At 29.7% G+C, this 22,214-nt stretch carries 19 protein-coding genes and 9 tRNA genes; 13 read left to right on the top strand and 15 right to left on the bottom strand.

Annotated elements, in window-relative coordinates:
• Window positions 1-14: 14 nt before the first annotated feature.
• The 4 genes from MOSC01_RS0102570 (at window position 15) to MOSC01_RS0102585 (ending at window position 7,695) form a co-directional block, all read left to right on the top strand.
• Window positions 15-4,406: a PolC-type DNA polymerase III gene (locus MOSC01_RS0102570; RefSeq protein WP_010321248.1), complete on the top strand. Its 4,392-nt coding sequence runs from the start codon at window positions 15-17 to the stop codon at window positions 4,404-4,406.
• Window positions 4,407-4,935: 529 nt separating this feature from the next.
• Window positions 4,936-5,364 carry a hypothetical protein gene (locus tag MOSC01_RS04880; protein WP_069097063.1) on the top strand — a complete coding sequence of 143 codons (429 nt, stop codon included), beginning with the start codon at window positions 4,936-4,938 and terminating at the stop codon, window positions 5,362-5,364.
• Window positions 5,365-6,158: 794 nt separating this feature from the next.
• Window positions 6,159-6,452: a hypothetical protein gene (locus tag MOSC01_RS0102580; RefSeq protein ID WP_141557552.1), complete on the top strand. Its 294-nt coding sequence runs from the start codon at window positions 6,159-6,161 to the stop codon at window positions 6,450-6,452.
• Window positions 6,406-7,695: a glucose-6-phosphate isomerase gene (locus MOSC01_RS0102585; protein ID WP_010321251.1), complete on the top strand. Its 1,290-nt coding sequence runs from the start codon at window positions 6,406-6,408 to the stop codon at window positions 7,693-7,695. Before MOSC01_RS0102580 ends, MOSC01_RS0102585 begins: the two co-directional genes overlap by 47 nt.
• A 161-nt stretch (window positions 7,696-7,856) precedes the next feature.
• Here the strand turns inward: MOSC01_RS0102585 and MOSC01_RS0102590 are convergent, their stop codons facing one another.
• From MOSC01_RS0102590 to rplU, 3 genes are all read right to left on the bottom strand, one after another.
• Entirely contained in the window at window positions 7,857-8,189 is a 333-nt protein-coding gene (locus MOSC01_RS0102590; protein ID WP_010321252.1) for a hypothetical protein, read from the bottom strand.
• Between the two features lie 72 nt (window positions 8,190-8,261).
• Window positions 8,262-8,516: a 50S ribosomal protein L27 gene (gene rpmA / locus MOSC01_RS0102595; protein ID WP_010321253.1), complete on the bottom strand. Its 255-nt coding sequence runs from the start codon at window positions 8,514-8,516 to the stop codon at window positions 8,262-8,264.
• A 7-nt stretch (window positions 8,517-8,523) separates the two neighbouring features.
• A complete protein-coding gene (rplU, locus tag MOSC01_RS0102600; RefSeq protein WP_010321254.1) occupies window positions 8,524-8,823 on the bottom strand; it encodes a 50S ribosomal protein L21 in 300 nt (99 codons plus the stop codon).
• Window positions 8,824-8,986: 163 nt separating this feature from the next.
• On the opposite strand from rplU, the gene MOSC01_RS0102605 reads away from it, so the two are divergent.
• A complete protein-coding gene (locus MOSC01_RS0102605; RefSeq protein ID WP_010321255.1) occupies window positions 8,987-9,646 on the top strand; it encodes a uracil-DNA glycosylase in 660 nt (219 codons plus the stop codon).
• A 46-nt stretch (window positions 9,647-9,692) separates the two neighbouring features.
• The gene (locus tag MOSC01_RS0102610) at window positions 9,693-10,763 is read left to right on the top strand and encodes a M20/M25/M40 family metallo-hydrolase (protein ID WP_010321256.1); all 1,071 of its coding nucleotides are present in this window, start codon (window positions 9,693-9,695) and stop codon (window positions 10,761-10,763) included.
• Between the two features lie 46 nt (window positions 10,764-10,809).
• On the opposite strand, the gene MOSC01_RS0102615 is transcribed toward MOSC01_RS0102610, so the two are convergent.
• Window positions 10,810-11,085, bottom strand: coding sequence for a hypothetical protein (locus MOSC01_RS0102615; protein ID WP_010321257.1), 276 nt, complete (start codon window positions 11,083-11,085; stop codon window positions 10,810-10,812).
• Between the two features lie 75 nt (window positions 11,086-11,160).
• Between MOSC01_RS0102615 and MOSC01_RS0102620 the strand changes: the two genes are divergently transcribed.
• From MOSC01_RS0102620 to MOSC01_RS0102650, 7 genes are all read left to right on the top strand, one after another.
• The gene (locus MOSC01_RS0102620; protein WP_010321258.1) at window positions 11,161-11,952 is read left to right on the top strand and encodes a leucine-rich repeat domain-containing protein; all 792 of its coding nucleotides are present in this window, start codon (window positions 11,161-11,163) and stop codon (window positions 11,950-11,952) included.
• A gap of 89 nt (window positions 11,953-12,041) precedes the next feature.
• Window positions 12,042-13,478, top strand: coding sequence for a pyruvate kinase (gene pyk, locus MOSC01_RS0102625; protein WP_010321259.1), 1,437 nt, complete (start codon window positions 12,042-12,044; stop codon window positions 13,476-13,478).
• A 230-nt stretch (window positions 13,479-13,708) separates the two neighbouring features.
• Entirely contained in the window at window positions 13,709-14,359 is a 651-nt protein-coding gene (gene infC / locus MOSC01_RS0102630) for a translation initiation factor IF-3 (protein WP_010321260.1), read from the top strand.
• The gene (gene rpmI, locus MOSC01_RS0102635; RefSeq protein ID WP_010321261.1) at window positions 14,352-14,546 is read left to right on the top strand and encodes a 50S ribosomal protein L35; all 195 of its coding nucleotides are present in this window, start codon (window positions 14,352-14,354) and stop codon (window positions 14,544-14,546) included. The genes infC and rpmI overlap by 8 nt, the downstream gene beginning before the upstream one ends.
• A 61-nt stretch (window positions 14,547-14,607) precedes the next feature.
• Window positions 14,608-14,964, top strand: a complete 357-nt coding sequence (gene rplT, locus MOSC01_RS0102640) for a 50S ribosomal protein L20 (protein ID WP_010321262.1) — start codon at window positions 14,608-14,610, stop codon at window positions 14,962-14,964.
• 27 nt (window positions 14,965-14,991) lie between these two features.
• Entirely contained in the window at window positions 14,992-15,186 is a 195-nt protein-coding gene (gene rpmB / locus MOSC01_RS0102645; protein WP_010321263.1) for a 50S ribosomal protein L28, read from the top strand.
• 268 nt (window positions 15,187-15,454) lie between these two features.
• Window positions 15,455-16,522 carry a hypothetical protein gene (locus MOSC01_RS0102650; RefSeq protein ID WP_010321264.1) on the top strand — a complete coding sequence of 356 codons (1,068 nt, stop codon included), beginning with the start codon at window positions 15,455-15,457 and terminating at the stop codon, window positions 16,520-16,522.
• Window positions 16,523-17,308: 786 nt separating this feature from the next.
• Here MOSC01_RS0102650 and gyrA read toward each other — a convergent pair.
• The 11 genes from gyrA to MOSC01_RS0102705 all read right to left on the bottom strand — a co-directional run bounded on the left by gyrA (window position 17,309) and on the right by MOSC01_RS0102705 (window position 22,168).
• Window positions 17,309-19,864, bottom strand: a complete 2,556-nt coding sequence (gyrA, locus tag MOSC01_RS0102655) for a DNA gyrase subunit A (protein ID WP_010321265.1) — start codon at window positions 19,862-19,864, stop codon at window positions 17,309-17,311.
• A gap of 406 nt (window positions 19,865-20,270) precedes the next feature.
• Entirely contained in the window at window positions 20,271-20,987 is a 717-nt protein-coding gene (locus MOSC01_RS0102660) for a hypothetical protein (RefSeq protein WP_010321266.1), read from the bottom strand.
• A 337-nt stretch (window positions 20,988-21,324) separates the two neighbouring features.
• Window positions 21,325-21,400: transfer RNA gene (locus MOSC01_RS0102665), tRNA-Phe, on the bottom strand.
• 1 nt (window position 21,401) lies between these two features.
• A tRNA-Asp gene (locus MOSC01_RS0102670) sits at window positions 21,402-21,477 on the bottom strand.
• Window position 21,478: 1 nt separating this feature from the next.
• Window positions 21,479-21,553, bottom strand: a tRNA-Met gene (locus MOSC01_RS0102675).
• A gap of 26 nt (window positions 21,554-21,579) precedes the next feature.
• Window positions 21,580-21,670 (bottom strand) — tRNA-Ser (locus MOSC01_RS0102680).
• A gap of 4 nt (window positions 21,671-21,674) precedes the next feature.
• Window positions 21,675-21,750, bottom strand: a tRNA-Ile gene (locus tag MOSC01_RS0102685).
• 30 nt (window positions 21,751-21,780) lie between these two features.
• A tRNA-Met gene (locus MOSC01_RS0102690) sits at window positions 21,781-21,857 on the bottom strand.
• 2 nt (window positions 21,858-21,859) lie between these two features.
• A tRNA-Ala gene (locus MOSC01_RS0102695) sits at window positions 21,860-21,936 on the bottom strand.
• Between the two features lie 3 nt (window positions 21,937-21,939).
• A tRNA-Pro gene (locus tag MOSC01_RS0102700) sits at window positions 21,940-22,016 on the bottom strand.
• 75 nt (window positions 22,017-22,091) lie between these two features.
• Window positions 22,092-22,168 (bottom strand) — tRNA-Arg (locus MOSC01_RS0102705).
• Between the last annotated feature and the right edge of the window lie 46 nt (window positions 22,169-22,214).

The raw sequence follows: 22,214 nt of genomic DNA on the forward strand, positions 1-22,214 counted from the left end.
AGAATGAGGGTGCTATGAATGTAAGATTCAAAAAATTTTGTGAGTGAGTTAATTGGCAAATACCGCCAGATTGAGATGATGTTCAAGTAATTCCAAACGAAAATTCAAATAAAAATCATGGCCAAAATGAATTTTCTGCAATATTAAAAAAAACTACCTTACCAAAATTTTTTGATTTATATTCATTTATTAAATTAATTGAGTCAATTAATAAAAAATCCTCAATTTTAAGCTGCAAAATTAATTTTAATTATGAAATTGAACAGAATTATTTTCATGATCATGAACTATTAGAATATCTAAACGGTTTAATGGAAATTATTTCAGAATCTAAGAATTTTTTTAAAGATAAAGAAATCTTAAGAGCTGGTCCTGCTAAATTTAAAATTTTTTTTTCAGACTCAGAAAGCCATGATTTTTTTAAAGAGTACGAAAATAAATTGGTGAAAATAATAAAAAAAATCGGCTTAATTCATTTAGATCTAGAATTTATACTTGAAGACAAGCAATTACCACCTCAAAAAGAATTAAATATACAAATAGAAGATGTTTTGGACCCTTCAACATCTCAAAGTTCTGTTAGCAAGAAAAAAACCTCGAAAAAATGCAGTAATTTTGAGCTTATTAATTTAAAATTTATTCGCTCACATAAGAATTCTAATGTTGAATTCCACGGTGAAATTTATAAAATTTCAACAATAAAACCAAAAAAAGGTCCTAACATTTTAAAAATTTATGTAAATGACTATGAATACACAGAAGCAGTTGTTGTTGATAAATTTTTGCGAGCAAATCAAAATTTTGACTTAAAAGTTGGTGATTTAGTAAAAATTAAGGCTGAAATCAAGGACACAACATCGCGATATAAGTCAAATGTTGATCTAAATTTGTGTGACATTACTAAAATACAAACATCTGACTTTTTTCCTGAGCAAAATATTGATACGGCTAATGAAAAAAGAGTTGAGATTGCCGCTAGAACTTGAAAATCAACTATGGACGGAATCTCAAGTGCAAGTGCATATGTTCGTCATGCATTAAAAAACGGATATTCGGCAATTGGAATAGCTGATTTAGATTCGGTCCAAGCTTTTCCTGAGTTTTATGCTGCTATTAAATCCACAAATATTAAGCCTATTTATGGTTCAACTTTTTCAACATATCCATCAAAAATTGAAAAAGTTTTAAATTTTAGCGGTAAAAATCAGCAACTAAATTCAGCAAGATTTGTCATTTTTGACTTAGAAACAACCGGGCTTTCATCATATTATAATGAAATTATTGAATTTGGTGCGCTTGTTTTTCAAGAAGGGATTGAAATTGAAAAACATCAGTTTTTTATTAAACCATCACAAAAAATACCACATTTAATTACAAAAATTACTGGAATTACCCAGGGAATGATTGACGAATTTGCTATTTCGCCGGGTGATGCTGTTGAAAAAATAGATAAAATTATTCAAAATTCGGTTCTAGTGGCCCATAATGCAAATTTTGACTTTAATTTTTTAGACCAATTTTTTAAAAAACATGCCCAAAAATCAATAGAAACTCCTATTATTGATACGCTCGAAGTAAGTCGTTTTTTGCATCCTTCGGAAAAAAGTCATAGTCTTAAAAATGTTGCAAAAAGATTTGAAATTTATTATGATGATGAGATAGCTCACCGGGCAGATTACGATGCGCAAATTTTATCCAATGTTTGGAGAAATTTTCTTAATTCATTACAAAACCAAAATATTCAGGATTTAGAGCAACTTTCATCAGTAAAAAACTCAATTTTTGATATTCGACCAGAAAAAGTTTTCCCAAAACAATTGACAATATTAGCCAAAAATCAAATCGGCCTAAAAAAACTTTATAAATTAGTATCGTTAGCAAACACAGAAAATTTAATTTCCCGTCCGCTAATTTTTTATGACAAAATGGAAAAAGACCCTGATTTATTGGTAGGTTCAGGAGGAATTGATTCACTTTTGATCCAGAATTTACTTTATTTTGGGCCAGACAGTGTTGAAAAATTTGAAAAAATATTCGATTTTATCGAAGTTCCGCCCCCAAGCGCGTTTGTTCATTTAGTAAAACGTGAAATTTTTACACAAAATCAGATTGAAGATTTAATAAAAAACTTGTTGAATTTGGCAAAAAAATTAAAAATTCCAGCTGTTGCAATTGGTGATGTTCGTTATTGCCAGTCTCGTGAAAAAATTTTTCATGAACTTTATATTTATGCAAAAGGTGTCGGCGGAGTCAGTCATCATTTGTTTGATCATCAAGAAAAAGAACGAAAAGACCCTAAAAACAGTCATATTTTTCCTGAGAAACATTTTTTTACAACTGATGAGTTAAAAAAACAGTTTGAATTTTTACAAAATCCTGAATTAGTTTATGAATTTGTGGTAAAAAATTCTAATTTAATTGCTAATTCAATTTCAGATAGTATTGAAATTATCAAACCCGGCCTTCACCCGCCAGAATTTGATAATTCTGAAATTAATTTAAAAGAAACTGTTTACAAAAATGCATATAAAAAATACGGAAATCCGTTGCCAGAAATAATCAAAACTAGAATAGAAAAGGAACTGATTCCAATAATTCAGCACGGTTTTCACGTTGTTTATTGAATTTCAAAGCGAATAGTCGATGAAGCAAAATCTCAAGGTGCAATTGTCGATTCTCGTGGGTCGGTAGGTTCTTCTATTGTTGCATATTTGACCGGAATTACAGATGTAAACCCACTTTTACCACATTATTTGTGCCAAAAATGCTCAAAAGTGGAATTTTTTGACTCACAAGACTTTTTATCAGGATATGATTTACCAGATAAAGAATGTCAAAATTGTGGTCAACTTATGGATAAAGACGGTCATAACATCCCTTTTGAGACTTTTTTAGGATTTAATGCCGAAAAAGTTCCTGACATTGATCTAAATTTTTCAGGTGAGACACAACTTAAAATGCACGATTTTGTTCGTGACCTTTTTGGAAAAGATAAAACATTTCGTGCTGGAACTATTTTGACAAATGCCGAAAAAACTGTTTTTGGTCTAGGAAGAAAACTTGGCGAATTTAGGGCAATGTATGATTCGAAATTTGATCTTAACCGTGAAGTTTCATATTTTACAAATACGTTTCTCGATTTTTTGGCCACAAAAGCCCAAGGTGTAAAACGAACATCAGGAAAACACGCTGGTGGAATTATAGTTATTCCTCAAAACCGTGAAATAGAAGATTTTACTCCTATTAATTTTCCGGCAAATAATGAAAAATCTGACTGAAAAACAACGCATTTTGATTATAATGCGCTTCATGATAACCTCTTGAAACTAGATATTTTAGGTCATGATGATCCAACAATTTTGCTTCATTTAGAGGAAATTACTGGAGTAAAATCGGATCAAATTCCAAAAAGTGACCATAAAATCTTATCACTTTTTACCTCAGCAAAAGAATTAGGTATTCAACCAAGTCAAATGCTTGGCGAACAGACAGGAACAATTGGAATTCCAGAGTTTGGAACTCCTTTTGTTAGAAGAATGCTTCAAGTTGCACAGGTAAAATCTTTTGCTGATATTGTTGCAGTTTGTGGTCTAGCCCATGGAGGTGGTGTCTGGCAAAATAATGCAGAAGTGCTAATTTCCAAAAAAAATCACGCAATTAACGAGGTAATTTCCTGTCGTGATGATATTATGATTTATCTTTTAAGAATGAAACTAGATCATCTTGATGCTTTTAATATTATGGAAAAAGTTCGAAAAGGAAAAGGACTTACACAAAGCGAAATTGATATTTTAACTGAAAAAAAGGTGCCAACTTGGTATATTGACTCATTGCAAAAAATTGGTTATATGTTTCCAAAAGCCCACGCGGTTGCTTATGCAATGAAAGCTTGAAAAATCGCATATTTTAAACTATATCACCCACTTGCATTTTATTCATCATATTTTTCTATCAGACCTGATGTTAAAGATATTGATACATTAATTCAACCGGCAGACAAAATTGAGGCTAAAATTCTGACACTACAACAAAAACAAACAAATCAAAATGGATCAGGTCAAGGTTTAACCCCAAAAGAAAAGGATTTAATTCCCTTTTTAGAAATCAGTCTTGAACTAAAACTGCGAGGATTTGAAATTGAAAATGTTAATCTTTTAATGTCAGATGCCCAAAATTGAATTGTTAATAAAGAAAATAATTCATTAATTCCACCATTTATTTCAGTTGATGGAATTGGTGATATTAATGCCCGAAAAATCATTCAAGCTCGTAATTTACGGCCTTTTTCGTCAATCGAAGATTTTCAGGCCAGAACAGACACAAATAATACTGCACTAAAAAAATTAATACAACTGGGAGTTTTTGATAAAATTTCTAAGACAACACAAGTAAATTTATTTGATTAAGTAAAAACAACAAAAAGCGAGTAAAATTATGAATATCGGTGGCAAAGTTTTATGCAAAGTCAAATCTTTACACAATCCCAAATTTTATTGTGTTATTTAATAGGATTTTCCATCAATTATTTCCTTAGGTTAATTAATTAAAAAAATGAACTTTTGATCAAGAGTTGAAAAATTTCTAAACCTTAAAATACCAAAAAAATTTTCAATAATCCCGTTTTTGTCTAATATTTTGTATTTTAGCCTTTTTGTCTATTTAGTTTTTCTGTTTAATCCTTATAAGCGTAAAAAGCATTATTTTTTGCTTATTTTGTTTTTTTTAATAAGCTATCCATTTCCTTATCTCGCAATTGTTTCAATTTTAAGTTTGAGTCATAATGGAGATTTTTTAAGGCATTTTTATTTAAAAATTTTTAACAATTTTTTTATTTTGCATTTGTTTGAAATAATTACTTACTTAATTTTTTATTTCCCTTATTCATATGTTTGTAGTTTTTTACAAAAAATATTCCGTTTTTATTTAATAAAAAAAGTGAAACAAAAATTAGGTCGACTAAATCCAGAAAATAAATTCGGTTTTTTAACTAACTTTGATTATGATAAATATTATAAATTTGCGTGCCAAAGAAAACTTTATTCACGTTATTTTGACATTAATAATTGACACCAATATGATCAAATTGTCGAAAATATTATCAAGTGAATAAATAACACTTTATGACATGCACAAGGTTATTTACCAAGATATTATTCTCATATAATTTTGGAAGTGTTTTTATTTAATTCTGATAATTCTGAAAATTCAGAATCAAAAATCAATCCAAAAAAATGAAAATATTTTTTAATATTTTATTTTATTTTATTTTATTTTTACAGCATTGCATTTTATATTTACATGATATCCACTTTGATTAGTTGCTGGATATTATTATTGAGACCAATTAAATGTGAATCTATATAAAGAACTTTTTCAAGAAGATGTTGCTGTTTGATTACTACCACTCTTATTTCTTTTTCTAGGTTATGTCATTATTCCTGTGGTTCTTTATTTCCCAAAAACATCGCTGACATTTTGACTTTTTGAAGGGTAAAAATTATTAAAATTAGCAGAAAAAATTCAGACAAATAATTTCTATCTATGATTTTGATTGTGCCACTTTTGCTAATTTTTCTACTAATTTATTTTACTTTGGGTCTTCCCAAGTTTACGAGTTTGATGAGATAATTTTAAAAAAATCTCGGGCTTTCTATGCTTTTTTAACTTTTTTAGCAAAAGTTAATTACCTTTTTTTACTGATTTATTAAGATATCAAAGTAGAAATCATGTCTATTTCAAATATTTTGATAACTAGAAACCCATCGCGATTTTTAAATATCATTTGCTGATTTGATGTGTTAAATTCAACCCTTTGTCTTAATTTTTGCAATCTAACTGGTAAACCCAGGAAAAAATAATTCATTAATTCCAACTTTTATTTCAGTTGATCGAATTGGTGATATCAACGTCTGAAAAATCATTAAAGCCCGTAATTTACGGCCTTTTTTGCCAATTGAAGATTTTCAGACCACGACAAAAACAAACAATACAGCACTAAAAAAATAATATAACTGTGAGTTTTTGGTAAAATTTCTAAAATAACACAAGTAAATTTATTTGATTAAACAAAAACAACAAAAAGCGAGTAAAATATGGATATCGGTGACAAAGTACTATGCAAAATAAAATCTCTACATAAAAAATATTTTTGGGTTTCAATGCCTAATGACTATGTTGGCGTTGTTTTTTTAGATGCAAAACAACTAACAAATGGACGAAAAATTGACAATTATTACCAAATAGGGCAACAACTTATTCTAAAAATTGAGACAATTTCTCATTTTAACAAAAAAGCATCACTTTCAGATAGTCGTAGAGTAATTTACTACAATGAAGCCGAACATCTTTTAGAAACTCAATCAGGATTTAAAAATCTACAAAAATTATGCGAGGAGCAAATAAATTATGAGTCTAAGTTTAGAAATAAAGTCAAAAATAAACCTGAATTATAGTAAATTTCAGCAAAAAGTTGCTGAAATTCACGAAAAAATTAATTCAAAATCTAGTCCTGATATTAATTTTTTAGGTTGGAATGATTTTCCTAATTCCGCTGTTAATTTTGATGAAATCAAAAAAATGCAGCAAAAAATCCAAAAATTACATGAAGACTCTATTAATATTTTAGTTGTAATTGGAATTGGTGGTTCATATTTGGGCGCAAAAGCTGCTATTGATTTTACAGGCGGTCTTGGTCCTTTTGATAATAAACCTGAGGTTATTTTTTTAGGAAATTCGCTATCATCAACAGATTTAGCCCAAAAACTTGAATATTTAAAGACAAAAAAATTCGCAATAAATGTTATATCCAAATCTGGATCGACAATTGAGCCAGCAGTAACATTTCAAATTTTATACCAATTTTTAGTTGATCAAGTTGGGGAAAAAGAGGCAAAAAATAGGACTTTTGTTACAACAGGTTTTAAATCTGGTGAACTTTTAGAAATAGCAAAAGCAAATAATTTTGAAACATTTGAAGTTATTGACTCAATTGGTGGCCGTTTTAGCGTTCTTTCATCTGTTGGATTTTTTCCAATGATATTTGCTGGAATTGATGTTTTTGAGGTAATTGAAGGAGCAAAACAAGCGCACAAGAGTTATTCAAAAGAGCTTGTTGAAGAAAATTTAGCCTATAAATACGCACTTTCTCGTTTTTTACTTTACAAAAATCATGACTATAAAACTGAAATTTTAGTTTCATATGAACCATTTTTAATGTATTTTAATGAGTGGTGAAAACAACTTTTTGGTGAATCTGAAGGAAAAGATTTAAAAGGAATTTTTCCAGCTTCTGCAATTTTTACTACAGATTTGCATTCACTTGGTCAATTTATTCAATCAGGAACTAAAAATTTTTTTCAAACCGTTATTTATATAAAGAAACCAAAATTTGACATTGAAATTAAAAAGTTGCCAACTTTTGAAACAAAAATTAACACACTTTCAGGAAAAACCTTAAATGAAATTAATTATCAAGCATTTTTAGCAACAACACTAGCACATTCAGAGCAAGGAAATAACCCTAATTTTGTAATTCAAGTTGAAGACAGCTCGCCAAAAGCATTCGGTCATTTAGTAATGTTTTTTGAAAAAGCATGCGCAATGTCGGCTTATTTGCTCGGAGTTAATCCATTTAATCAACCTGGCGTTGAAGATTACAAAAAAGAGTTAGTGAAAAATTTAGGCTGATCTAAGTAATTTTTTAGTGTTTTCCCGAACTTCCTAGTTTGATGAGATAATCTTAAAAAAGTAAACCAGGACAAAAAAAGTTAATACTAAGGTGTTGGCTTTTTTTGTCCTGGTTTAATCGCTGTAGGGAATATTTAGTTTTTGCTTCACTAAATTTTCCTGATTCTGATTTATTCTGATTTATCTTTAGTTATTTCGTAATATCTCTTAGCTATTTCTATTAATTCTTCTATTGTAAATTCGTTTCAATCGGGTTCAATTTGTTTTTTAGGTCCGCGACTACCTGGCTTTCTGTTTGAACCCTTTTTATTTAACAATTGATCTTGCATACCATTATTATAGCATCGAATATTTTTTTTGATTCTTAGATCTAGATGTTTTCTAGTTATAAAATTTTTATCTGGCGAAATATCATTTATATAATTTATTGTTTGTTTTAATCCAAATTCATTGTAAATTTTATAAATCATATCAAACTCGGTTTTTATAAAGTGTCTTGACATTAGTATTCTCCTTTTTGTTGCATTTGAAAATTTAAAAAAGCTAACACTCAAAGTGTTAGCTTTTTTCCTGGTTTAATCGCTAACAATAACTGTTGCATATTTGCGCTTTCTAGTTTTATGAAATTTTACAATTCCATCTGCAAGTGCAAATAAAGTATCATCGCCACCAATTCCAACATTTAATCCAGGGTAAATTTTAGTTCCCCTTTGACGGTAAATTATTGAACCAGTTAGCGCAAATTGTCCATCAGCGATTTTTTGGCCGAGTCTACGACCTATCGAATCACGGCCATTCTTGGTAGAACCACCAGCTTTGGTCTTTGCCATTTCTAAATTATCCCTTCAATTCTGTTATTTTTACGCGGGTAAAGGGTTGTCTGTGCCCTAATTTACGTTTGTGAGTTGATTTTGGATTGTGACGGTAAACGACAATTTTTTTACCACGGCCTTGCTTTTCGACAACGCCAACAACACTTGCGTTTTCAACAAAAGGAGTTCCAATTTTTCCATTAATAAAAAGAACATCTGTGAAAATTACACTTTCACCTTCGTTTTTATCAATTTTTTCAATAAAAATTGTTTGATCCTTTTCAACTAAAAGCTGTTTACCACCGGTTTTAATAATTGCAAACATAAGATACTCCTATGAATAATCATCCTAAAGGCACTAAATACTGAAATTATTTAGATTTTAACCTTTTTGGTATGGGATGGTTTAACAAAATAAACAAAAAAATTATACCACTTTTATTAAAAAATCAAAAAAATTATTTTTTTAGTTTGTTATAATTTCACTTATGAAATCTAGACCAACTTTTGCCACCTTTTTAGAACAAGAAACAAAAAAAACTTATTTCCAACAGCTTGAAAAAACACTAGAAGTTGAATACAAAAATTACCAAATATACCCGGAAAAACAAGATTTATTTCGCGCCATCGAGCTAACAAGTATTGAAAATTTAAAAATAGTAATTGTCGGTCAAGACCCTTATCATCAAAAAGGACAAGCGGATGGACTTGCTTTTTCCAGTCGGGCGAAAATTTTACCCCCATCGCTTAAAAATCTTTTTTCTGAAATAAAAAAATCATATCCAAACTTTTCAAAAACAGATGGAAATCTCCAAAATTGAGCAAAACAAGGCGTTCTTTTGCTAAATATAGTGCTTTCTGTCAGAGAATCAAGTCCTAATTCACACGAAAAAATAGGATGACAAACTTTTAGTCTTAATTTAATAAATTTTATAGTGAACAACAAAAAAGACGTTGTCTTTTTAATTTTAGGTCAAAAAGCTAAAACTTGCCTTAAAAATATGGATTTTTCTGCTCAAAAAGTGTTTTTTTATTCACATCCTTCTCCCTTAGGTTTTTGAAGATCGCTAGAAAATTCAAGAGTTTTTGGAAAAATGAATGATTTTTTAAAACTAAAAAATAAAGAGCAAATTAATTGGAATTTATAGAAAAAAGTGTATAATTTTATATCAAAAACGTTTAAAGGAATTTGTTATGCAGATATTAGAAAAATTAAAAAAATATTGCGATATTGATGGGATGTCCCGTTATGAGGACGAAATTGTTGCTGAATTAAAAAGATCAACTGCTGATCTTGATTTAAGTTATTCTCGTGACGGTTTTGGGTCATTGATTATGCAACAAAAAAAGCAAAATTCTGGACCTAAAATAGTTGTTGCGGCACATATGGATGAGGTTGGTTTCATTGTTTTAGATATTACCGAAAAAGGTTATATAAAAGTAAAATCTGTTGGTGGTATTTGAGGAAATGCTGTAATTGGTGCTAAATTTAAGTTAATAAATTCTTTAGGTCAAGAATTTTACGGTGTTGCTGGTCATACTTCAATTCACATTATGGAACGCCAGAAAATTGAAAAAGCTTTGATGGTAAAAGATCTTTACTTTGATTTTGGCTTTAGATCAAAAAAAGAAGCCCAAGATCTTTCAGTTGAAATAGGAAACAGAATTTACTTTAGCAATCCTAGTTTTTTGATGCATAATCAAGATTATTTTGCATCAAAAGCGATAGATAACCGTGCTGGTGTTGTTGTAATTGACGAACTTGCTCATCGTTTGCATAATAAAAATTTAAAATCTAATCCAATTTTAGTAGGAACTGTCCAAGAAGAAGTTGGTTCACGTGGTGCAAAAATGGTTGCAAAAATGATTAAAGCTGATGTTGCTTTTGCAATTGATACAGGTGCTGCGCACGATACCGAGGATGCAATCCCTGGTGTGCAAAAATTAGGAGCCGGAGTTGCTATTGACATTGCAGATGGTGGCGCATTGATGGATCCAAGACTTGTTGACATTATTTTTAGAATTGCCAAAGAAAGAAACATACCGATTTACCGATATGTTTCTCAAGGTGGAGGGACTGATGCAGAAGAACTTCAATATTCTGGATACGGAACTCCTACAGTTAGCATCTCAATTCCGCAGCGCTATTTACATTCAACATATGGCCTAATTAGTATTTCTGACATTAAAGCTGCAACTGATTTAATTGAGGCTTTTATTTTAGAATTTGGCCAAGAAGAAAATGAACAATTAATTTATAAATAATAGTTTAAAATTCTTTTTGTTATATTAAAATTTAATAGTAATTAAGCTAATAAATAAAATAAATTGGTTGTTTTAGTGCTTTTTCTGCTTCTGCTTTAGCAAGCTTTGAATCATCTCATTTTACAGTGTGACCGTCACTTTTAATTTCACCGGATCCTGTTGTAAAAGTTCGATAAACAGCCGCAGCGCCCAATAAAGCAGGTGCTATTTTTCCAACAGCAGTTGCTATGTTTGAAATAACAGCAAAAGCACCAGCTCCGCCAGTTTCATGTTTATCTTTTTCGCTTAATTTAACGAAATTTTGGTTTGGTTGTTTTTTCATTATTTGTATCTCCTTTCGTCCAAAATTAGTCAAAAGGCCAAAATATATCTAAAAAAGGAAAAATTTAGGAAAAAAGTGCAGGTTTTCATATTATCCCGCGATGAAGCATTAAAAATAATTAAAAATCCAAAATTTTTGCAAGGAAAAATTTTGGATTTATCATCCTTTAATTTTCAAGAAATTGATGATTTTGCTTTTTCAGGAATGAATTTAGAAATAAAAAAACTAATTTTGCCAAATTCACTTTTAAAAATTGGCGAGTCTGCTTTCATGTTAAATAAAATTGAGGAAGTAGTTTTTGGCCCAAATGTTGAAATTATTTTAGACTCAGCTTTTGAATCTAATATAATAAGGAATATTAAAATTCCTGAAAAAGTAACTATATTAAATAGCTCAATTTTTGCAGATAATCAAATTGAAAACCTCGTAATTCCTGAATGAGTTAGCCAAATTAAATCTGATTCATTTGCTGACAATAGTATCCAAACCATTAAATTTAATTCAAACAAAATTAATGTTGATATTTACTCTTTTGTTGGAAACTCACCAAAAAAAATTGATATTTTTGGTGAGTTTTCTTTTAAAAATGAAAGTAAGTTGTTGAATTTCTATAAAGTCAAATTGGATTTTTTTAAAAATTTTGATAAATTTGAAAATAACTTCAAAATTATTGTTGAGAATTTTGAAGTTAGCCAAATTTTCTTATCATTTAATTGAGAGAATTTAGAGGCTATAAATTTAATTTCACCTCATTTTCAAACTGAAAAAGAACTTGAAATTTTTATTAACAAGTCAAAAATAGATAAAAACCTTAATTTTGAAGGTTCAGGTCCTGATTTTTTAAAAAAAACATTAAAAATTTGCTAATATTTTTTAGTTTGATATTATAATTATAAATAATTTTTTATATATTTTCAACAATTTGAAAACTAAAAACAAGGACACAAACAAAAATCATGAATGCAATGAAAAATTATATTTCAAAAAGAACGAAAATAATTGCAACAATCGGCCCATCGACCCAAGATTATGAGGTTTTAAAAAAATTAGTTTTGGCTGGAGTTAGTGTAATTCGCGCTAATTTTTCTCATGGAACATATGAAGAACAGCGTCAAAAATTCGAAAATGCTCGTAAAGCTTCTGAAGAACTTCAAATTCCGATTTCAATTATGCTTGACACAAAAGGACCTGAAATCCGTGTAGGTAAAATCCTTAATGGTTCGCAAAAAATTCTTGCAAATCAACACTTAACTGTCCTAACTGATAAAGATTCTTATGAAAATTTTGAAGGAACTGACCAAGTAATAACTGTTTCACACGAAATTGATAAAGACTTAAAAGTTGGCGACAGAGTTCTTTTTGATGATGGTAAATTACAATCAGAAGTTGTTGAAATTGAAGATGGAAAAGTTGTAGTAAAGACAAAAAATTCTCACATTTTAAAACCAAATAAGCGCCTAAATATGCCTGGTGTTCCTTTTTCATTGCCTTTTTTATCTCAAAAAGATATTAACGACGTGCTTTTTGGCATTTCAGAAAATATTAATTATGTTGCTGCATCCTTTGTAAATTCAGCAGAAAATGTCAAGGAATTACGTAAACTTTTAGATGAAAACGGTGGTTCTCATATTCAAATAATTTCAAAAATCGAATCAACATTAGGTCTTGAAAATATCGACGAAATTATCGAGTTATCTGATGGAATTATGGTTGCCCGTGGTGATTTAGGATTGGAAGTTCCTTATGAAGAAGTTCCATATCAACAAAAAAGAATAATTAGAAAGTGTCGCTTTGCTGGCAAAACTGTTGTTGTGGCAACACAAATGCTTGATTCAATGGAAAAATCTTCTCAACCAACTCGTGCTGAGGTTTCTGATGTTTATTGAGCAACCGAATTAGGTGCTGATGCGACAATGTTGTCTGGTGAATCAGCCCAAGGACAATTTCCAATTGAGTCAGTTCAGGTTATGTCCGTAATTAATAAAAGAGCAGAAAAAGAGTTCTATAATAAGCTTTTTTATACAAAACAGTTGGCAGTAATTACCAAAAATTCAAAAGGCCCTCGAGCAAAAATTGCTCACAAATTAGCTCACCTTGCTTATGAAAATGAAATAAAATATACTGTTGTTCTATCAAGAACCGGTGAACTTTTAAAAGCAATAGCTAAGTTTCGTCCAAATACCGCCGTTATTGGTGTTGTAAATAATGAAAAATTAATTTCAGGATTTGGAATAACATCTTCAGTTTTTGTTTCAATTAATTCTATTTCCGAATTTAACGCAATAAAAAGTGATTTTAATTTAGCACGTAATGTTTTAAAACCTTTTGGAGCTGAAAAGGGAGACACCTTTTTAGTTGTAGAAAACGAAAAAATGGTGCAATTTGTTTATTAATTTTTAAATTTTTAAAAATTTGCTTTTGAAAATTTAAAAATTAAGTATAATTATAATGCAAATTTTTATTTGCAGAAAGTAGATTTGCTCTCACCTGAAGATCGCAAGATCTTGGGTTTACCTAGCAAACAAAGATTATTATTTTTTTGTTTAAATTATAATTTAATACTTTTTAAGATTTTTTGTATAAACACAGTAAAAACCATTGAAAATGGAGATAAATTTAAATTTTGAATCCTAAAAATCTTTTTCAAAGAAAGCCACAACAAGATCACCAAATTAACGAAAATATTATGTTTCCTAACGTTTTTTTAGTAGGATCTGACAACGAAAAAATTGGAAAAACTCCGACTAAAGAAGCGCTTGAACTTGCAAAATCCAAAGGACTTGACTTAGTTTTAATTTCAATTAAAGAAGTAAAAACTAAAGATGAAAAAGTTCAAAAAGTTCCAATAGCAAAAATTCTTGATTATGGTAAGTTTCGTTACGACATAAAAAAGAAAAAAAAGGAAGAAAAGGAAAAGCAATCCTTTACTAATAACCGCGAAATACGGGTTAGTTTTAATATTAACAAGCAAGATATCCTTGTAAAATCAAAAAAAGCTAGAGAGTTCATTCTTGATGGCGACCGTGTAAAAATTGCTCTTCGTTTTCGTGGTCGTGAAATTACCCGAATTGATCAAGGTAAAATAACACTTGAGATATTTTTTGATCAGTTGAAATACATTGCAAAAAAAAGCAAGGAGATTTCACAAAACGGTAATTTTTTAGTTATGCATCTTGAACGTGATCGCAAAAAACTACCTAAATTCACTTCTTCAAAACAGCTAAAAGAACTTTTAGAATACGAAGAAATTCAAAATAAGGAAAAAAATGCCTAAAATCAAATTAAAAACAAAGTCAGCATTGAAAAAAAGAATTAAGGTTACTGCAACCGGAAAAATTAAACACGGACATGCATATCGCTCACATTTAGCGCAAAATAAAACTACAAAACAAAAGCGCCAATCAAGAAAAGCTACTTTAATCGATCCTTCAGATTACAAAAGAATAAAAAAACTAATTTAATTAATTCAAAGAATTCACTAAATTTTTTGAAACTACATTATATAAAAGGAGAAATTTTATTATGAGAGTCAAAGGTGGAAGTGTAACGCGCCAGCGTCGCCGTCGTTGATTAAAATTAGCAAAAGGTTATTGAGGACATAAATCAATCGGATTTAAAGTTGCAAAACAAGCAGTAATTAAATCTTGAACCTATGCTTTTCGTGATCGAAAACAGCGTAAACGTGAATTTCGAAAATTATGAATTAGTAGAATAAATGCTGCAGCACGTGACCAAGGAATTTCATATTCACAATTAATGCATAAAATCAAACTTGCAAACATTGGAATTAATCGTAAAATGCTTGCTGAAATGGCAATTAATCGCAAAACTGAATTTGATAATATCATCAAAATTGCTTTAGAAAAAGGTCGAAAATAATCCCTTTCTTATTACAGGAGGAAAAAAATGGCAAGAAAAGACCCAATTTCACAACGTGGACCAATGAGCGGAAATAACCGTTCTCACGCCCTAAATGCAACAAAGCGTAAATTTAATTTAAATTTACAACAAATAGTTTTAAAAACTGCCTCAGGGCAAAAAGTTCGTATTAAAGTTTCGGCTAAAACCAAAAAAACCTTACAAAAATGAGGTAAAATTTAAAATCTGAAATTTTAAATAGATTAAAAAATCACTTTAAAAATAAAGAAAAAAACATTAATTTAGATGCATCAAAAAGGTGTGTCTATTTTTTTATTAATGTATTTTAAATTGCAATTTATACTTTTTATACTAATTAAATTATGTTAAAATTAATTTAATAATTTTGTATAATTCAAACAAATTTAAAGGACAGTTAGTATAATCGATATAATTCAAAATGGAACTTGAAATTTGTATCAAAATAGAGGCTAACCAATTTAATTAGATAATGTTTAAGAAAGAAAGTTTAGAAAAATTTTTTAATTTAAAATTTAACAATTGAATTTTGTTTATCCCATTTTTTGGCACTAACAGCTATTATAAATTATTTGATTTACTTGTAGAATACAACAGTTTTGAGGGGATTTTATACTTTAAAACCAGAATAATTTCGCGACTTTTCTATTTAATTCTTCATTTATTTTCAATCATTTTAACCATTTCATTATTTTTGTTAATTTTTGTTTACAGAGTTCATTTTTTTACTTTTGGTGAAAATTTTATTTTTAGCCTTGAAAATAAAGATAATTATTTTTATGACTATAACATTTGATTTCCGAATATTATGAATGTGGTGATATATTCTTTCATTGCATTTTTTGGATTCTTTTTAAATGCTTTTTGAGCAAAATTTGTTATTTACTTTTTTAAGAAATTTTTATACCGAAAATATGATTTGAAAAATAAAACCACAACCTTTGAATTTTTACAAAATTTTAATTTAGAATCTTTTGTAAATTCTGTTCTTGTTGACACTGAAAATTGTAAAAAGAAGAGGAAGAAATCAAGAAAAATTTGTTGAAAATATAAATATAACTACATAATAATTAGCCTTTTAACAGATGTAATTAACACCCCTAAGTATACTAGACGTTCTTTTAAATATCGTAATATCAAGTTAAGGAACCGCAAGGAAATTAGTGAATTTGACTGGGTTGTAGCTGAGGTTCAAAACTATTATTGATTTTATACATTTATTTTTGCTTCAATTTTTAATAAAAATGAAAAAAATTTTAACAAAAAAAAGTTTTTCTATTACTTATTTAAAATTTTATTTTTTTATATTTTATCAATTTGAATTCTTATTTTTTCAACAATTTTTGTATTCTTTAATCATTTTATTGTTGATGAACCGACATTTTGGTTAAAAATTGAAGCATTATGATTTGTTATTGCTATCATTTCTCTATTTGTTTTTATGTTAGAAGATATATTTATTAAGTGAACATATCGCTGCATCAAAAAGCGATTTTTTGAGGCTAGTCTAATTAAGTCTGAAAAACAAGATTCAATATAACTGTTTTAAGGCAATTATCTAAAGCCCCTAAATTAGTGCAAAAAATTAAGATTATTGCTTTTATCTATGATTTTGATTGTATTGTTTTAGTTAATTTTTCAGCATTTTATTCCTGAGTTTGACAGTTTGATGCCTAAAATTCACATTTTAGTGAATCTAAATATAAAAAAACACCGGTAAATCCATGTTTTTTGACCTAAAATCTTAATTTTTATTGTTTTAAAATTAACCCTTTGCAAAAAAAAAAAAAAATGCTTCACCAAAAATAAAATTGTGTTATAATAACTTTCACTAAGAATAAATTAATAAATTTTGATATTGAATTAAGGGGGATTTAGTTATGTTTTTTGACTAAAAAAATCAAAAAATGCGAATTATCCATTATATTTTTAAATATGATGGAATGCCTTAAATTTACCCGTTTAGAAATCTATAAATTTAGGTCTTTTGGTTATTGTTCTTTCAAAACTTCATATATTTTTTTAGGCTCAGTGTAAATAAAAACGAGTTTTCTTTTTGCATTGAGTTTAAATAGTAGTTGTATTTTTTCCTTTATTATGGTTAGATTTAAAATTCAGTGTTTTTCTTTGATAGTTATTTTTCTTGGGTTTACCAGTTTGATGTCAGAAATTAAGAAAAGGGATGAATTTAAGACTTTAAATCAGCGTCTAAATTACACTGTAAAATGCAAAATTAGGATTTTAAAGTCTTTAGATTTTGTAACTTTAATGCACATAAATTTTCTTTAACTGTGAATTTGTTAGTGATTTGTCTAAAATTGATAGACTAATTTGTCTCTTTTTTAATTAAAGTAACAAAACTTATTTCGTCTTCACCTTTGAGTTTAATTAATTTTACCCCTTTTGTCCTACGACTAATTATTGGAACGCTATCAAGATCAATTCTAATTGCAAAACCTCTTTTAGTGATAATTATTGCTTCCTGATCTGGGCCAATTGTCCCTACAAAAATAAGATCGCCAGCCTTTTCGTCGTTTAGACCTTTTAATCCTTTAGTTGCTCTTCCGGTTAGTCGATATTCTTCAACAGGAGTTTTTTTCCCATAACCATGTTTGCTTAAATTAAAGACAAAATCATTGCCAAAAGTGTAACAAGCGCCAACTATTTTGTGTCCTTCTTCAAGAGCGATTCCTTTAACACCGATTGAAGCCCGACCGGTATTTCGTAATAATTTAATTGGTCAACGATTTACAAGCCCTTGGGATGAGGCTAAAATAATATTGATTTCAGAATTTGCTGGCGCAATAAAGGCTGATTTTAAATAATCTCCCTCAACAAGTTTTAAAGCGATTTTTCCATTTTTTGGAATATAACTAAACTCTGAAAGTTCCGTTTTTTTAATATAACCAAAAGCAGAAACTGTGATAAGTCAGTGGTCATTATATTGTTGATTTCAAGGAATTAAAGCGCTAATATTTTCATCTTTTTGTACTTGTACAAGATTTAAAAAAGGGAGACCTTTTCCTTGTTTTGAACTATCAGGAATTTGGTGAGCCCGAAGTTTGAAAATTTTAGCCCGTGAAGAAATAATTAAAAGATCGCTGTGGGTGTTTGTGATGCAAACAGATTTTAGCTCGTCATCTTTGTATAAATTTGAAACCGAGGCACCGAAACCACCACGATTTTGTAGCCGATATTCTTCTAAATTTAACCTTTTTACATAGTTATTTTGTGTCAGTGAAATAATTACTTTTTCATTAGGGATAAAATCTTCTTCATTAAGTCGTATAATTTCGGTAATAATTTCAGATCTTCGTGGATCACTGAATTGTTCAGCGGTTGCTTTGTGTTGGGTAATAATTAATTCAATTAGTTTTTCAGGTGATTCAATTATTGACTTAATCTCATCAATTTCGATTTTTAGACTTTCAATGTCACTAATTAATTTTTCGATTGCCAAACTAGTTAGCCGACCAAGACGCATGTCAATTATTGCTTTTGTCTGGACAGGATTTAAATTATAAGTTTGGGCTAATCTTTCTTGAGCAATTTGGTCTGAACTTGAAGATTTTATAATAGCAATTACATTGTCAATGTTTTCAATAGCAATTTTTAAACCGCTTAAAATATTAAGTCTTTCACTAGCTTTTTCCAAGTCAAAGTTCAGCGCACGAAGATTAATTTCTTTTTGGTGTTCAAGATAATGAGTTAAAATTTCCTTTAAATTCATTAATTTTGGCACACCTTTTACAAGCGCAAGCATGTTTATTGAATAACTAATTTGTAAATCGGTGCTGTGATAAAGTTTATTTAAAATAACTTCAGGATTAAATCCTTTTTTAATATCAAAAACAACACGAATTCCGTGACGAGTACTTTCATCACGAATATCTTTAATTCCAAGAATTTTCTTATTTTTTACTAAAAAGGCAACCTTTTCGATAATAGAAGGTTTTTTAACTTCATAAGGAATTTCGTAAAAAATAATTCGTGATCTACCTGAATTTAAGTGTTCAATTTTTGCTTTTGATCTAATTCAAAAAGTACCTTTTCCGGTTAAATATGCTTGATTTATCCCCTTTTTTCCCGAAATTATTGCGCCTGTTGGAAAATCTGGACCAGGAAGAGTCTCAATTAAATCATCAATGTCAATATTTGGATTTCTTGCAAAAGTAATGAAAGTTTCAATAATTTCGCCTAAATTATGCGGAGGAATTTTGGTGGTCATTCCAACAGCAATTCCAGAAACCCCTGAAACTAATAAATTTGGAAATCGTGCTGGTAAAATTTCGGGTTCCATTTCACTTGCATCATAATTAGGTCTGAAATTTACAGTATTTTTTTTAATACCTTCAATCATTTTATTAGAAATTTTTGAAAGTCGTGCCTCAGTATAACGCATTGCCGCAGCTTCATCGCCATCAATTGAACCAAAATTTCCGTGCCCGTCGATAAGTGGGTAGCGTAGTGAAAAAGGTTGAGCCATTCGAACCATTGAATCATAAACAGAAGCATCACCATGTGGGTGATATTTTCCAAGAACATCACCGACAATTCTAGCTGATTTTTTATAACTAGTTCCTGAAGTTATTCCAAGTTCACTCATTGTGTATAAAATTCGTCTATGAACAGGCTTTAGTCCATCGCGAACATCAGGTAGAGCTCTTGAAACAATAACCGACATTGAATAATCAAGAAATGAAACTTTCATTTCATCTTCGATTTTAATTGGAACAATATTGTCAGTTACTGTTTCTAAAATTGTTGGTTTAACTTCGAAAATTTGGTCTGAGTCATCAGATTTGTCATCTTCACTATTTAAGCTAGAATCAATTTCTTTGATTTCTTCGTTATCTTTATGGTTTTTATTGTCCTCAATCATATATTTCCTTTTAAAAGCAATACTAATTATAAAATTATACCATAATTTCCGGCTTTTTTTGAATTTTTGGTTGAAAAACTTCGAAATTTTTTTAATTATGTATGCCAACATAATTAAAAAAATATTTTTGTTTAAATAATAATTAATTTAGTTTTGGTTACAAAAATAATTTGAACCGAAAGTTGAAATTTAAACCTTAGATAAAAACAGGACACAACTAAAAAAAGTGTCGTAAAATACGACATTTTATGATAACACCAAAACTATAATAGTTTAATTTTGGTCCTAATAATTCAAAAAAATTCCTTAAAAAACAAAAAAAAAAAAAAAAAACGAGCTTTGTAAGGCTCGAAATTTTCTAAAAATTGTAAAACTACTAGCTAAATTAATTTTTACCATTCAAAAATTAATGTTGGTGAAGTGTTAAAAGAATTAATGCAAAAACAATTCCGGCTGCAAAAAGAATAAGCGAAATATGCCATTGTTTTGAGGAATTATTCCTGAGGTGAATAAATTCGGGAACTAATTCGATTATTACCACAAAACTCAAAATTGCTCCACCAGAAACATTGAAAAATGGAATTAGTCAACCAGTTTGAATAAAAAATCTATTCAAAAAAGCGCCTATTACAATAATTGGAATTAAAATTAGCGTTGTAATTAGGTTGTAAATTACGGACTTTTTGATACTTTGACCATATTGAACTTGCCGATAATGGATAATTAAAATTTCAATTAACATATGGGCGACAAAAGTTCCAATTAAATATCAATTAACTTCTTCTCCTGCAGTCACCCTAGCAATGACAGATCCTAGTATAAATCCATCAATTGTTCGGTGTGAAAGTAGAAGTAAAATTGCAAGTCAAGCAGATTTTGGACTGTCAATGTCAGAAAAATTTACAATATGATCGCTATGATCGTGCTGTTTGTGATCCAGATGCAAATCTCTTTTAAAAATGCGAATAAAAAATCAACGGGCAATAAAAACACTTGTTAGACCTAAAATCGAACCACCGCCAATTATTAGAATTTTAAATAAATTTTCTAGATCACCATAGCTATGAGCGAAATTTTCAGCCCCATTAAACCCTTCTTGCATAAGTCCGACTGTTGCAACCATCAGCAAGAGGCCGGTGCTTAGTGAATAGAGATAAATATTTGACGTTCGCTTAATTCGCGGTTTAACAATTGCAATCAAAAATACTATTAAAACCGGAACTGCTAGAATAATTAAAAGGAAAATTAGTAAATTTACGGTAAGGGAAAGATAAAAATCCGGATTTTGGTAAAAAATTGTTAATACCTTCTCTCTACATAAAAATAAATACTAAATTTTACAAGATAAATATTTTTTTAACTAAAAAATATTAAAAAAAAATTAAAAATTAAAAAATGCCGTAGATCACGGCATTTTTTATATTATTTTTCTATATTTTATTGGAGGTTGCAATTAGGTATGGTGGCTCCGACAGGAATCGAACCAGTGACACACGGTGCTTCAAACCGTTGCTCTACCTACTGAGCTACGGAGCCATGGCGGTCTAGACGGGGATCGAACCCGCGATCTCCTCCGTGACAGAGAGGCGTATTAACCACTTTACTACTAGACCTTGGTTGCGGAGGTAGGAATCGAACCTACGGCCTTTGGGTTATGAGCCCAACGAGCTACCTCTGCTCTACTCCGCTGTGTTAAGATTTTTTTTTAAAATAAATGGCGGGCAATGAGGGATTCGAACCCCCGCGGGCTTTCACACCCCTGCCAGTTTTCAAGACTAGTCCCTTCAGCCACTTGGGTAATTGCCCATTTTGGTGGATCTAACTGGATTCGAACCAATGACCAACCGGTTATGAGCCGGATGCTCTAACCGCTGAGCTATAGATCCAGGTGATTTTGTTATATATTATATGAAAATTGGTGGCTCCAAGGAGATTCGAACTCATGACCTTCCGGGTATGAACCGGACGCTCTAACCAACTGAGCTATAGAGCCAATGGTGGAGAGGAAGGGAGTCGAACCCTCTACCTCCTGCGTGCAAAACAGGCGCTCTAGCCAGATGAGCTACCCCCCCAAATGGTGAAGAAGACAGGATTTGAACCTGCGACCACTACGTCCCAAACGTAGCGCTCTGCCAAGCTGAGCTACTTCTCCAATTAATAATTATACACTATTTTTTGAAAAAGCAAAATTTTTTTATTATTTTTTTTATTTTTAAGAATAAAAAAATGGCGATCACGAGAGGATTCGAACCTCTGACCACAAGCTTAGAAGGCTCGTGCTCTATCCTACTGAGCTACGTGACCACAATTTAGTATTATACCACTTTTTTAATAAAAAGATTTATAATTT

The sequence above is a fragment of the Mesomycoplasma ovipneumoniae SC01 genome (genome assembly GCF_000218525.1).
GTDB classification, from domain to species: Bacteria; Bacillota_I; Bacilli_A; order Mycoplasmatales; family Metamycoplasmataceae; genus Mesomycoplasma; species Mesomycoplasma ovipneumoniae_A.